The 13,788-nt window shown below is 64.1% G+C and carries 13 protein-coding genes; 2 read left to right on the forward strand and 11 right to left on the reverse strand.

Annotated features, from left to right (window positions below; translation table 11 throughout):
* Positions 1–77 precede the first annotated feature (77 nt).
* Positions 78–680 carry an ANTAR domain-containing response regulator gene (locus tag EN939_RS04730; protein WP_127267110.1) on the reverse strand — a complete coding sequence of 201 codons (603 nt, stop codon included), beginning with the start codon at positions 678–680 and terminating at the stop codon, positions 78–80.
* A gap of 82 nt (positions 681–762) precedes the next feature.
* Complete coding sequence (locus EN939_RS04735; RefSeq protein WP_127267111.1) at positions 763–2,832, reverse strand: oxidoreductase; 2,070 nt, start codon at positions 2,830–2,832, stop codon at positions 763–765.
* A gap of 280 nt (positions 2,833–3,112) precedes the next feature.
* On the opposite strand from EN939_RS04735, the gene argE reads away from it, so the two are divergent.
* A complete protein-coding gene (gene argE / locus EN939_RS04740) occupies positions 3,113–4,273 on the forward strand; it encodes an acetylornithine deacetylase (protein ID WP_127267112.1) in 1,161 nt (386 codons plus the stop codon).
* Between the two features lie 6 nt (positions 4,274–4,279).
* Here argE and EN939_RS04745 read toward each other — a convergent pair whose 3' ends face one another.
* The 9 genes from EN939_RS04745 to EN939_RS04785 form a co-directional block, all read right to left on the reverse strand.
* Positions 4,280–5,236, reverse strand: a complete 957-nt coding sequence (locus EN939_RS04745; RefSeq protein WP_127267113.1) for a LysR family transcriptional regulator — start codon at positions 5,234–5,236, stop codon at positions 4,280–4,282.
* A 151-nt stretch (positions 5,237–5,387) separates the two neighbouring features.
* Positions 5,388–6,878 carry an aldehyde dehydrogenase gene (locus tag EN939_RS04750; protein WP_127267114.1) on the reverse strand — a complete coding sequence of 497 codons (1,491 nt, stop codon included), beginning with the start codon at positions 6,876–6,878 and terminating at the stop codon, positions 5,388–5,390.
* A 21-nt stretch (positions 6,879–6,899) separates the two neighbouring features.
* Entirely contained in the window at positions 6,900–7,574 is a 675-nt protein-coding gene (locus EN939_RS04755) for a DUF1028 domain-containing protein (protein WP_127267115.1), read from the reverse strand.
* Positions 7,575–7,578: 4 nt separating this feature from the next.
* Positions 7,579–7,995, reverse strand: coding sequence for a RidA family protein (locus EN939_RS04760; protein ID WP_127267116.1), 417 nt, complete (start codon positions 7,993–7,995; stop codon positions 7,579–7,581).
* Between the two features lie 11 nt (positions 7,996–8,006).
* On the reverse strand, positions 8,007–9,311 hold the full coding sequence (locus EN939_RS04765; RefSeq protein ID WP_127267117.1) for a flavin-containing monooxygenase: 1,305 nt from the start codon (positions 9,309–9,311) through the stop codon (positions 8,007–8,009).
* A 203-nt stretch (positions 9,312–9,514) separates the two neighbouring features.
* Positions 9,515–10,216 (reverse strand): ABC transporter ATP-binding protein, encoded by a 702-nt coding sequence (locus EN939_RS04770; protein ID WP_127267118.1) that lies wholly within the window; start codon positions 10,214–10,216, stop codon positions 9,515–9,517.
* Positions 10,209–10,994, reverse strand: a complete 786-nt coding sequence (locus EN939_RS04775) for an ABC transporter ATP-binding protein (protein ID WP_236382713.1) — start codon at positions 10,992–10,994, stop codon at positions 10,209–10,211. The genes EN939_RS04770 and EN939_RS04775 overlap by 8 nt, the downstream gene beginning before the upstream one ends.
* Positions 10,991–12,166 carry a branched-chain amino acid ABC transporter permease gene (locus EN939_RS04780; RefSeq protein WP_127267119.1) on the reverse strand — a complete coding sequence of 392 codons (1,176 nt, stop codon included), beginning with the start codon at positions 12,164–12,166 and terminating at the stop codon, positions 10,991–10,993. Before EN939_RS04780 ends, EN939_RS04775 begins: the two co-directional genes overlap by 4 nt.
* 1 nt (position 12,167) lies before the next feature.
* Complete coding sequence (locus tag EN939_RS04785) at positions 12,168–13,085, reverse strand: branched-chain amino acid ABC transporter permease (RefSeq protein ID WP_127267120.1); 918 nt, start codon at positions 13,083–13,085, stop codon at positions 12,168–12,170.
* Positions 13,086–13,278: 193 nt separating this feature from the next.
* Here EN939_RS04785 and EN939_RS04790 point away from each other — a divergent pair.
* Positions 13,279–13,788, forward strand: a 510-nt coding sequence (locus EN939_RS04790; protein WP_164750881.1) for an ABC transporter substrate-binding protein, incomplete at its 3' end; no start/stop codon positions are given.

Here is a 13,788-nt window from a genome sequence, read left to right on the forward strand (position 1 = left end):
CTCCCCGGCCGCGACCAGCACGGCGCTGTCGAAAAGCGGCATGAAACCGGCGGTGATCTGGTGCGCAGCAGTCATGCTCATTCGTCCTCCGGCGGCCCCAGCAGCCCGGCGGCAGTCACCAGGCTCTGGGCGATGTCGCCGATCTTGCGGTTCTGGTTCATCGCCGTCTTGCGCAGCAGCGTGTAGGCCGCCTCTTCGGAGAGGCCGCGCGACTTCATCAATATGCCCTTGGCACGATCGATCACCTTACGGCTCTCTAGCTCGCCGCGAACCTCTTCCAGTTCGCGCGCCATGCGCGAAAAAGCGTTGAAGCGGCTTACCGCCATGTCGAGGATCGGCTTGACGCGCTCTTGCCGCAGACCGTCGACGACATAGGCCGAAACGCCGGCATCGACCGCCGCCTCGATCGAGGCCTGATCGGAGCGGTCGACGAACATGGCGATCGGCCGTTTCACGGCGCGCGACAGCTGGAACATGTTTTCCAGCATGTCGCGGTTCGGATTCTCGAGATCGATGACGATGACATCGGGCTCGATCTCGGCGATCCGCCGCGCAATGCCGGTCACGTCATGGATGACGGTGACTCGCTCATGGCCGGCCTCGCGCAATCCCGCCTCGATGATCGCGGCGCGGATGCGGTTTTCATCGATCACCAGGACGGCGAGTGCGGTTCGAACCATGCCTGCATTGTGACCAAGCGAAGGAATTGTGCAATGCAGTATGGTTGAACAACCCGATATTCGCTGACCGGGCCGCCGGCGTCTAATCCGCCGCCAACGCCGTGACCTCGCGGCGGAAGGGCAGTGCGTCGCCGATATCGGCTTCGTCCAGCTCGCGGGCGAAACGGTGGCCGGCGTAGGTTGCCCAGGCGATCGGACCCGGCGCCCCGGCATCGCCGATGATTTTGATCGAGCGGATGCCGCTATCGGCCCATTGATCTCGCCGCGCCTTCAGTTCGCACCAGACGCCATCGTCCTGTTGGCGCGACGTCACGAGCACGACGGCGTCCGCGGCGAAGTCGCGTTGGCTGCCCGTATAGGCGCACGCAGTGGCACCCCCCCCCGCCACGATGCGGGTCACAGTCCGATTCAGCACGATCTCGACGCCGAGTTCGGCCAGCCGGCGATGGATGGCGCCCTGCTCCAGCGTGTTGCGGGTCCAGTCGGACACATAGGCCGACGGCGTCACCAGCGTCACCTTCGCACCCTGCCGCGCCATCAGCTCGGCCAGGACACCGCCCATGTAATAGTGATCGTCGTCGAACAGCACGACAGTGCCGGTCGGTATATTGCCGCCCATCAAATCGTCCGGCGTGTAGACCGGCATGGCCGGGTCCACCGGCATCGGCACGACATGCGCGCGCGCCACGCCATCGCGGCGCCATGTCGAGCCGGTGGCGACGGCAATGTTCTGGAAGCCGAAGGCGAGGATTTCCTCGGCCGACAGCCGGCTTTCGAAATAGACGTCGACATTGGACATCGGGCTGATCTGGTACTGGCGATAGTCGCGCACACGCCCCCATGCCGAGAGACCGGGCAAGCGGCACTCGCGCGCCACGCGGCCGCCGAGTTCGGTTCCCGCTTCGGCGATGGCCACCTGGTAGCCGCGCAGGCCGAGTGCACGCGCCGCTTCCAGCCCGGCCGGGCCGGCGCCGACGATCAGCACGCTGTCGCTGTCGCCCTTGGCCTGCATCCGTTCGGGATGCCAGCCCTTGCGCCACTCCTCCATGAAGGTCGGGTTCTGCGTGCAACGAGAGATCGACATGGTCATGTCGCCGGTGATGCAGATGTTGCAGCCGATGCATTCGCGAATGTCCTCGATCCGCCCCTCCTCCACCTTCTTCGGCAGGAAGGGATCGGCAATCGACGGCCGCGCGCAGCCAATGAAGTCCAGCGTGCCGGACTTGATCATCTTCACCATCACATCCGGCGAGGTGAAGCGACCGACGCCGACGACCGGCTTCGAGGTCAGCATCTTGATGCCGGACACCAGGCTCTCCTGCGCGCCCTCCTCCTTGAACCGCGACGGCCCCGAACAGTCCTCCCAGGCGCCATGCGCCAGGTCCCAGAGGTCTGGCAGGTCGGCATGCATCTCGATCATGTCGCGCACTTCGGAGTTGCCGAAGCCAAGCTCGCCGATCATCTCGTCCAGCGACAGCCGCAGCGTTAGGCCGCACGTGTCGCCGATGGCGTTCCTGCCCTCTTCGATCAGCTCACGCATCAGCCGCGAGCGGTTTTCCAGCGAGCCGCCATATTCGTCGCTGCGCTGGTTCGTGGCGGTGGACAGGAAGTGCTGGATGATGCCGAAGCCATGCGCGCCGTAGAGGCAGACCAGGTCGAAGCCCGCAAGCCTGGCACGCTTGAATGCATTGCGGTGCCAGCGGCGCAGGTCGCGAATATCCTGCTTGTCCATGGCGCGCGCCTGCACCGGATCGTTGGTGAAGGTTCGGATCGGCAGGGCCGACGGTCCGCGCGGTACCTCCTTGGTGTAGAGGTTGGGACCGTTGATGCCCGAATAGGCCAACTGGATGCCGGCCAGCGCGCCATGCTGGTGCATGGCCTCTGCCATCTTCGCCAGCGCCGGGATATCGGCGTCGTCCCACAGCCTGAGCTCGATGAAGGGCGTGATCTCCGATGTGTGGTGCATCTCGGTCTGCTCGGTGAAGATGACGCCCCAGCCGCCTTCCGACTTGATGCGGCGCATCTCGGCCGCGGCCGAAGGATCGCGATAGCCGCCGCCATTGCAATGCGGAACCTGATAGAAGCGGTTCTTGGCGGTCACCGGACCGATCTTTACGGGCTCGAACAGAATGTCGTAGCGCGGATCGCGCATGGAACGTGCCTTCCTGCCAGCGTCGCCTTGCAGCATGCCCGATCATGGTTTCGAGCCGTGGCGCAAGCCGGCCAGCCCAGTGGGTTGATGCCGTGAGACCATTCATAAATTGCGGCAAGCGCCGGGAAACAACAGATTTCTTCTGTGCCGGTTAGGACGCGCCTAATCGGCAGCACTGCCTGGATTAGCATCCGATGAATCCCGGCTGAGCCAAATGCGACTTCAAGGCCGCCGCCGCGCGATGTTAGATAGCGCGCACGCCCAATGAGACACAAGACGCATGGACAGCATCCAGATCCTTGAAAAACTGATCGCGTTCCCGACGGTGAGCCGCGATTCGAACCTCGCCCTCGTCGGCTACGTGGCGGAGCTGCTGGACGCGCATGGCATTGACAGCCGGATCATCCACAGCGAGGACGGCCACAAGGCCAATTTGTTTGCCACCATCGGACCGGCCGACGCTTCCGGCATCATGCTGTCCGGCCACACCGACGTCGTCCCCGTCGACGGCCAGGCCTGGACGCTGCCGCCCTTCGAGATGACGAGCCGAGACGGCAAGCTTTACGGACGTGGCACAGCCGACATGAAGGGTTTTGTGGCCTGCGCGCTCGCGGCGTGCCTTAAAGCCTCGAAAATGACGCTGCGCACGCCGCTGCATTTGGCGCTCTCCTACGACGAGGAGATCGGCTGCATTGGTGTGCGAAGCCTGATCGACATGCTGCAAGCAGCCCCGCAGCGGCCGTTGCTATGCATTGTCGGCGAGCCGACCGATATGCAGGTGGCGACGGGCCACAAGGGCAAGCTTGCCGCACGCGCGCTTTGCAAGGGACGCGAGGGCCATTCGGCGATGGCCCCGCTGGCGCTCAACGCCATCCATCTCGGCTGCGATTTCGTCGCCGCCTTGCGCCGCGAACAGGACCGGCTGGTGCGCGATGGCGCCCGCGACGGCGACTACGACATTGCCTACACAACCGTCCATGTCGGCAAGATCAACGCCGGCGTGGCGCTGAACATCGTGCCGAACCTCTGCCAGGTCGACTTCGAGATCCGCAATGTCGCGGCCGACGACCCGCATGAGATTCTCGAGCGTCTGCGCGTGGAGGCCGCGCGCATTGCCACCGAAGCCTCGGCTATCGCGCTCGAGGCGGCAATCGACATCGACATCACCAACACCTATCCCGGCCTGGACACGCCGGTCAGTTCGCAAGCCGTCGCTTTCATCAAATCGCTGACCGGCGCCAACAACACCATCAAGGTTGCCTACGGCACGGAGGGCGGCCTGTTCAACCGCGATCTCGGCACGCCGACGGTCGTGTGCGGACCGGGATCGATGGCGCAGGGACACAAGCCGGATGAGTTCGTCAGCGTCGAGCAGATGCGCCGTTGCGATGGCATGCTGGAAAAATTGCTGCAGCGGCTTGCCGACCAGCAGTTGGCTTAACCGGGGCTACTTCTGTGGAAGTGCTGCCTGGCCGACAGCCCGCTCGGCGCCGAACACGCCTTGCTCGACGACGAAATGCCGGCAGTGGTCGATGAAGGCCTGGACGGTTTGCGTGCGGTGTTCGGAACTGGGCAAGGCGACGCCCATGGTCAGCGGCCGCAGATCGCCGTCCAGCGGCACGAAGACCAGCGGCTTGCCGTCCGGCGCCAGCGTGTTGAGCGGCCGCATATTGGCGATGCCGTAGCCGAAGCCGTTGGCCACCATGGAACGCATGACGGCGATGTCGCCGGTGCGCTCGGCAATGTTGGGGCGGATCCCGCGCTGGTGGAATGCCGAAAGGAAATATTCGCGGCTGAACGGCAGGTCGAGCAGCACCATCGGCTCGTCGGCCAATTCCTCCGTCGTGATCGACGCCTTTGCCGCAAAGCGATGCCCCGCCGGCAGCATGACATAGGCCGGCACCAGCATCAGCGGCTCGAAGGTCATGTCCTGCGACAGTTCGAGATCGTAGGTCAGGGCAAGATCGATTTCACCGCGCTGCAGCATCTCGAGCAATTGCCCCTGATTGCGCTCGAACTGGCGCACGCGCACATCGGGATAGGCGCGTTCGAACCGCATGCGCAGCGCCGGCAGCACGATTTGCGCAAAGGTCAGCAGGCATCCCACCGCCAGCGGGCCGCGCACCTTCTCGGCAAAGTCGCCGGCGACGTCGTGCAAGGCGTCTGCATCGTTGAGCAGCCGGGCGGCTTCCTTGAGGAAGATGCGGCCACCGGCCGTCAGCGAGAGGCCGTGCGAATGCTTGCGGACAAACAGCTGGACACCGAACTCGGTTTCCAGCTGCGCGATCGAGGCCGAAATCGATGGCGGCGATACATTGACCTGTTCGGCCGCCTTAGCGATGGAACCGGCTTCGCCCACGGCGACGAAATATTCCAGCTGTCTGAGCGTGAAGCGTAGCGGCATGGCTGGCTATGTTGCTGGTTTGAGGGCTTCGATCAAGCCTAATGCATGTCGCGCAAAAGTGGCCCCGGTTTTGCGCAAATGACATGCATAGAGCAAAGGCCTAAAGCGCATCGCTTGAATCCGTTCAATCGCGATGCGCTTTAGGCGCCCATCAGTATTTGATCCATGTCGTTTTGAGCGCGGTGTATTTGTCGAGCGCATGCAGCGACAGGTCGCGGCCGAAGCCGGATTGCTTGAAACCGCCGAACGGCGTCATCGGGCTCAGCGCGTCGACCGTGTTGACGGAAACCGTGCCGGCATGCAGCCGGCCGGCGATACGATGCGCGCGCGACAGGCTGTCGGTCCACAGCGATGCGGCCAGCCCATAGGGGCTGTCATTGGCGATGCGGATCGCGTCGGCCTCGTCGTCGAAGGCGATGACCGAAAGCACCGGCCCGAAGATCTCGTCGCGAGCAATCGGATCGGCAGGTGCGACATCGTCGAAGATGGTCGGCTGGACAAAGCTGCCGCGCCCATTGACCGTGACCAGGTCGCCGCCCGCGACCAGGCGCGCGCTTTTCTTGCCGGCCTCGACGAACCGCATGACATTGGCCGCGTGGCGGGCATCGACCATCGCGCCCATTTTCGAAGCCGGATCGAGCGGATCGCCGGGCTGCGTGGCCGCCGCACGTTGCACCAGTTTCTCCATCAGGGCATCCTTGATGCCGCGCTGGACGAGCAGGCGTGAATTGGCGGAACAGACCTCGCCCTGGTTGAAGAAGATGCCGAAGGCAGCCATGTCGGCTGCCGTGTCAAGATCGCCGCAATCGGCAAAGATGAGGTTCGGGCTCTTGCCGCCGGTTTCCAGCCAGACCTGCTTCATGTTCGACTGGCCGGAATACTGCAGAAACATCTTGCCCACGGCGGTCGAACCGGTGAAGGCGAGGCAATCCACATCCATATGGCGGCCAAGCGCCTGGCCGGCGGTTTCGCCAAGGCCGGGCACGACATTGAGCACGCCTGCAGGCAGGCCCGCTTCCATTGCCAGTTCCGCCAGAAGCAGGGCCGACAAAGGCGACTGCTCGGCGGGTTTCAGCACCACCGAATTGCCTGCCGCCAGTGCCGGCGCGCATTTCCAGGTCGCCATGTCGAGCGGGAAATTCCACGGCACCACCGCGCCGACCACGCCAAGCGGTTCGCGCCGCACCAGCACCAGATCACCTTCGCCGGTCGGCGCCACTTCGCCATAGATCTTGTCGATGGCCTCGCCATACCATTGGAAGATCGCTGCCGAGCCGGGAACGTCGACCGCGGCCGCATCCCTGACCAGTTTGCCCATGTCGAGCGATTCCAGCAGAGCCAGTTCATGCAGGTTTTCGCGCAGCAATTGCGCCAGCCGCAGCAGCACCTCCTTACGGTGCGCCGGACTGGTCCGCGACCAGACGCCGGCGTTGAAGCTGCGCCGCGCTGCGGCAACCGCCAGATCGATGTCTTCCTCACCGCAGGACGCCACTTCGGCCAGCACCTCGCCGGTTGCCGGATTGACGCTGGCAAAAGTCCGGCCCGAACGCGCCGCAACCGTCTTGCCGTCGATGAACGCCTTGTCGCGAAAACGGATCGCCGACGCCTTGCCGATCCAGTCCTTGTGGCTGAGTTCGCTCATCGCAGGCGACCCCTGTCTTGACTATTCGTCGCCCGGCACGCCGTAGCTCGGCGCATCGGATGGGTTTATGGCACGGGTCACATAGGCATCGAGCTGTGGCTTGTAGAGTTCCCACAGCGTCGCCAGTTGCTCGATCGGGCAGTCGTCGGTCCAGTCGCAGCGCAGATCGGCGACCGGCCACGCAACCTCGCGCACCAGCTTCATGCCAGCCGAATGGACCGGGCCGGCCTCGCCGCCCGCTTTCAGCGCGGCGCGCATGGTCGCGATGAGGCGGTCGCCGAGATGCCCTTCCGACGCCAGGAAAGCCTCGACCATGGCTTGCGGAACGCCGTCATGGGCCAGCATGTTGCCGCCGCAGGCGACATTGTCCGCACGCGCCTCCGCCCAGATGCCAAGCGCCTTGGGCCCTGAGTGGATAGCGGTCGTCCCGGCGGCATCGACAGCCAGCACCTGCCGGTATTCGGGATAGGCACCGGTGCGCTTCAATATGACAATCGCCTCTGCCGCCGACGCGCCGCGCGCCAGCAATTCGAGACCGCGCAGTCCCAGCGTAGGATCGGTGACGTTCTGACTGGCAACGGCGCCGGCGCCCGCCTGCGCATAGGCGCAGCGCGCCGCCACAGCAGGCGACGAGGAGGACACCGCGACCCCGAACATGCCGGTGCGGCTGCACCGCGCGACGATGGAGAATGTCATGACTTTAATCCGGGATAACTGCGGTGCCGTCGATCTCGACCAGCCAGTCCGGCCGCGCCAGGGCCTGCACGACAAGGCCGGTCGAGACGGGATGCACGCCTTTGATATACTCGCCCATGGTGCGGTAGACCGCCTCGCGATAGCGGACATCGGTAATGTAGACCACCACCTTGACCAAATGCTCCATGGTGCCGCCGCACTCCTCGATCAGCTGGCGGATGTTCTGCATGACCTTGTGCGTCTGTTCGACCGGATCATGGCTTTCGATATTCTTGGCCGTGTCGAGGTCCTGCGGGCATTGGCCGCGCAGATAGACGGTCCTGCCGCCCCGCGTAACGACCGCCTGGCACAGATCATTGTCGAGCTTCTGCTCGGGATAGGTGTCCTTGGTGTTGAACTTGCGAATTCTTGTATGGGCCATCTTGGTCTCCGTCAGTCGGCTCGAGGTCGGGACGTCCGTTTCCATGCCACTTTGGTCTCGCGCTTCGCGGACGCATGGTAGGCCAGGTACTTGCGCTGCGTGGAGATATGGTCCGCCACATGCTGGGCGTCGTGCCAGACGCCCCAGATGAAGCTCGACCCCCGCCGCGATTGCCACGGCAGTCCCAGGAAATAGATTCCCGGCTCGGTCGACACGCCGCGCTGGTGCTTCGGCTTGCCCTTTTCGTCAAACACATCGACCTTCAGCCAGTTGTAATCGACGGTGAAACCCGTTGCCCAGATGATCGAACCTATCCCGGCTTCCGCCAGGTTCAGCTCGAGAATGGGATCGGTCATGCATTGCGGGTCCGGTCCGATCTCGCGGGCCGCAGGCTCCTCTGGAAGGTCGAGGCCGTTGCGAGCGACATAGGCGTCGGCCTCGTCCAGCACCGACATGTAGTTCGCATCGCCGCGCGCGATATTTTTAGCCAAGTCCGACGCGAAGGTCAGAACCCCGTCCTTGTAGGATTCAGTCCGGCCAACCAGCATTATCCCTTGCGCGGCAAGACGCCGGAAGTCGATCGTCTGGCCGCCCCGCGCGCCGCTCACCGCGATGGTGACGTGTTCGGTGCCAGGCGCCGGCGCTTGAGCGTCCCATTTGCCCAAAACCCCCAGCCACCAGCAGAAGTCACGCTCGCGATAGGCCCGCGGCGGCCGATCATGCGGCCCGACCGAGAGGTAGACGCGCCGTCCCGCGCGCTGGAGTTCGTCGGCGATCTGCACCCCCGAGGACCCGGAGCCGACCACCAGCACCGCACCTTCGGGCAACTGGCCCGGATTGCGATAGGCGCTGGAATGGATCTGCATCGCTCCGGCATCCCCGGGGACAACCGCCGGAATGACCGGATGCTGGAAAGCCCCGGTAGCGGCAACCACGCTCCTGGCCTCGATCACGCCATCCGAGGTTTCGACCCGGAAGCCGGGACGGCCGACAAGCCTTTCCACGCTCCTGACCTCCACGCCGCAGCGGATGGGGGCAGCGATCATGCCGGCGTAAGCGACAAAATAGTCGGCGACCTTCTCCTTGCCGACAAAGGCGTCGGGACCGGCATCCGGAAATTCCATGCCGGGAAAACGATCATGCCAGGCGGGACCATTGGCAACCAGCGAGTCCCATCTTTCGGTACGCCAGCGTTCGGCGATGCGGCTTCGCTCGAGCACGAGATGCGGCACCCCGCACTTGCTCAGATGCTCGCTCATGGCCAGCCCCGCCTGGCCGCCGCCAACAACAAGCGTGTCTACCGTTTCGACTGGCATTTCAGCGGCCCTTTCTGGCTCTCCCCGGGAGTGTCTGCGGATGCGGCGGAGATCTGATCGTTGGTTTACTGGAGGCACCGGGCAGCGAAAATTATGATTTCATGTGGCAGTGGTTAGCTTGTCCCTAAATGCCGGGAAGCATGGCCGAAGATGTGGAGCGCGGGGCGTGGATCATCACTGTTGAGTCAGAAGAAACGGACGGCTCAGAGATAAAGGCTTCTGGCCGCCTTGGACGAGAGCAACTCCTTTGCCGGCCCCTCCTGGGCGACCTTACCCTTGACCAGCACATAGCCGCGATCGGCGATGCCCAGCCCCATTTCGGCATTCTGTTCGATCAACAGGATGGTCGTGCCTTGGCGATGGATTTCCCTTGTGATCTCGAAATACTCGCCGATGAGTTTTGGCGAGAGGCCGAGCGACGGCTCGTCCATGATCACCAGTCTGGGTTCGCCGATCAGCGCGCGCGCCAGCGCCACCATCGCCTGTTCGCCGCCGGACAGCGTGCCGGCGACTTGGCGCAAACGCTCATGGATGCGCGGAAAAAGCTTGCACATCTTGTCCAGTTGCACCGCGAAATTGGGCCCCCTGGCCGACACCGCATCATAGCCCAGGCGCAAATTCTCCATCACGGTCAGGCCGGGGAACAGCCGGCGCCCTTCGGGAACGAGCCCGACGCCGAGCGACGCCAGGTTTTCCGTGCCGAGCGTCGCCATGTCCCTGCCCATCACCTCGACCTTGCCGCGCTGCGCTCGCACGACACCGCAGACTGTCATGAAGGTTGTCGTCTTGCCGGCGCCGTTCGGTCCGAGCAGGCAAACCAGTTCGCCGGGGCGTACGCTCATCGCCACGCCGCGCAGCATCGGCACCGCGCCATAGGAAGTATCGACATCCCTGAGTTCAAGCATGGGCGACCGCCTTCCCGAGATAGGCTTCCTGGACGCGCGGGTCGGCGCGCACCGCCGCGAAGTCGCCCTCGGCGATCTTGCTGCCATAGTCGATGCAGGTGACATGCTGCGGGAACGCTTCGACCACCCGCATGTCGTGCTCGATCAGAACTACCGACAGAGCAGGGTTTTGTACGCGCAGCCGCGTGATGTCGGCCACCAGTGCGTCGGTTTCCGTGTCGTCCATGCCGACCGAAGGTTCGTCGAGCAGCAAGAGCTTGGGCTGCGATGCGAGCGCGCGGGCAATTTCCAGCCGTCGCCTGTCGGCCTGCGCCAGCGTGCCCGCTGGCCGGTAGCGTTGTTCGAACAGGTCGCCGGAGCCGAGCTTGAGCAGGGTTTCGGCCTTTTCCACGCAGGCCGCCATCTCACGGCGCGACGCGCCGGGCCGAAACAGCGCGGTCAGCACGCCGGTCCTGGTGCGGGTGTGCATGCCGATGATGACGTTGTCGAGGACACTGAGGTCGGAGAACAGACGCGACGACTGGAATGTGCGGGCGATGCCGCGGTCGACAACTTCGTAGGACGGGCGGCCGGTGATCTCGGCGCCGTCGAAGGTCACGCGACCGGAGGTTGGCCGGTAGACGCCGGTCACGACATTGAACAGCGTCGACTTGCCGGCGCCGTTCGGGCCGATGACGGCGAGCACCGCGCCCTTGTCGATCGACAGGCTGACATCGTTGAGCGCGACCAGGCCGCCGAAGCGCATCGTCAAATTCTCGACCTTGAGAAGCGCGCTCACAGTCCGCCTCCGTAGCGCCGCATGCGTTGCGGGAACAGACCTTGCGGCCGGATCATCAGGAAGCCGATGATGACGACGCCGAAGAACAGCAGGCGGTAGTCGGCGAACGCGCGCAATTTCTCCGGCAGGATGGTCAGCAGGAACGCACCGACGATGACACCGAAAATATTGTCCATGCCGCCGACGATGACCATGGTCATGATGGTGACGGAGACCAGGAAGGTGAAATTGTCGGGAGAAATGTAGGAGACGTAGAAGGCGTAGATCGTGCCGGCGAAGGCGGCGAGAAAGGCGTCGACGGCGAAGGCCAGAACCTTGAACCACGCCACATTGATGCCTTGCGCCTTGGCGGCGATCTCGTCGGCGCGCAGCGCATTCCAGGCCAGACCGATGCGCGAACCGTGCAGCCGATGCGCGGTGACGATGGCGACGACGACCAGTGCGGCCGACAAATAATAGAAATTCGCCTGGCTCGGCAGCTTCCAGCAGAAGATCACCAGCGGATCGGCAAAGGAATGGCCGAACAGGCTGGGCGCCGGAATGCCGACCAGTCCGTTGGGTCCGCCGGTCCAGCTGAAATTGTTCAGCAATTGCTGGACCACGACACCGAAGGCGATGGTGACAAGCGCCAGATAAGTGTCGCGCGTGCGCATCGACGGGATGCCGATGATGAAACCGAACAGGGTCGCCGCCAGCGCCGCGACCGGCAGCGTCAGCCAGAAGCTGACGCCGAAATTGATCGCCAGCAGCGCCGACACGTAGGCGCCGATGCCGTAGGAAGCGCCGGTCGCGAAGTTCGGGATGTTGGCGCTGCCGAGCTGGAAATTGAGCGCCAGCGCCAGCACCGCATAAAGCTCGGCGACGATCAGCAGATGGAGGATATAGGTGTTGGATCCGACGAAGAACGGAAAGGCCAGGACGATGACCGCCGCAGTGATCATCGCCACGAGCGGAACCCGGGCAAAGCTCGCCAACGCATAGTCGGCGATCCACGGCAGCCTCTCCAGCAGATAGAAACCGAGGCCGAGCAAGGCCAGCAGGCCGACCACCTGCCAGCCGCCGTCGACTTTGAGGATGAGGTACAGGAACGCTGCCCCGATGATTTGCGAGGCGATGGCGAAGACCGTGGCCGCGGCTATGCCCGGCACGTCGGGTGAAGCACGACCCTGCATGCTAGACTTTCTCCATGACGGTGCGCCCAAGCAGGCCGGCGGGGCGGAAGATGAGCACGGCGATGACCAGCAGGAAGACGAAGACCAGCCGGTAGGAAGCGCCGTCCGGCACGAATGTCTGCGCCAGCACTTCGATGCCGGCAATGATCAGTCCGCCCAGTATGGCGCCCGGCATCGAGCCGAGGCCGCCGATGACCGCGGCGGAAAAGCCGAGCAGGCCGGCCATGACGCCGAAGTCGAACCGTGTCACGCCGGCATAGCTTGCGAACAGAAGTCCAGCGATGGCGCCGATAGCCGAGGCAATGAAGAACGTCGCACGGAAGACGCGTGCATCGCGGATGCCCATCATGCGCGCCACGACCCGGTCCTCCGAGGCCGCCCGGATGCGCAGCCCGAGCGGGGTCATGCGCAGGAAGACAAACAGCATGGCAACCAGCGCGACGGTCAGCACCACCACCAGCAGCGCGAACCAGCTGATGGCAACGCCGGAGATTTCGAAAGCCATGCCCGACACCAGGCGCGGGAAGGCATGCGGGTTCGATCCCTGCGGATAGAGATGGCGGATCAGCTCGCGGATGACGATGCCGAGCGCCACGGTCGCCACCAGCGCCATCATGGCGGGCGCATCGCGGAAGCGCCTGATGACCACCTTGTCCAGCAGGACGCCGATCAAACCGACGGCGAACACGGCGACCGGAACCGCAAGCACCAGCCAGGCGGGCCCCGAGGCGCCAAGAGCGGTCGCCAACGCCTGGGCAAGCGCCAGCGTGATGAACGGCGCCGTCATCGCGACATCGCCGTGCGAGAAATGAATGACGTTCAAGACACCGAAGATCAGGCTGAATCCGATCGCCAGCAAGGCATAGATGCAGCCAAGGGTTATCCAGTTCACCAGTTGCTGGACAAGCAGTTCCGCCATGCGGTCGGTCTCTCGATTGAAGCCGACAGGTATCAATCGCCATCCCGGGCGGACAGAACGAATCTCCGAACTCACGAGTCACAATTTCCGAATTTCGTCACTGAATACGCGCCCGTACACTGATGATCAGCCGACGATCACGATCGGCCGGGTCGCTACGACGGCGGCAGATAATTCTGTTTGAGGTGGAACCATGCAAAACAGGCGCAGTGCGCTTATCCGCGTATCGTCAATTCTGGCCGGCTCTCTGTTTGCCATCGCCCTGGGCGCCGCCCAGGCGCAGGCCGACCAGATCAAGCTCGGCTTCATCGGGCCGCTCTCCGGCGGCAACGCCCAGCAGGGCCTCGGCGCCCGCAACGGCTTCCTGCTCGCCATCGAGCAGGCCAATGCCAGCGGCTATCCGCACCAGGTGGAAGGCGTCGTGCTCGATGACGCCTCCGATCCGGCGGTCGGCGTTTCGGCGGCGCAGAAGCTGGTCAACGATCCCGCGGTGGTCGCGGCAACGGGGCATTGGAACAGCTCGGTCGCGTTGGCGACGATCCCGGTCTTCAACCGCTCGCAGATGCCGTTCATCGTCTGGGGCGCGGTCAGCCCGAAGATTACCGAACAGAACTTCCCGAACGTGACCCGCGTCACGCCGACGCTGGTCAACGAGAACAAACCGCTGGCCGAAGCCATCGCCAAGCAAGGCAAGATCAAGAAG

This window comes from Mesorhizobium sp. M7A.F.Ca.CA.002.05.1.1, from assembly GCF_003998335.1.
Classification (GTDB): Bacteria; Pseudomonadota; Alphaproteobacteria; order Rhizobiales; family Rhizobiaceae; genus Mesorhizobium.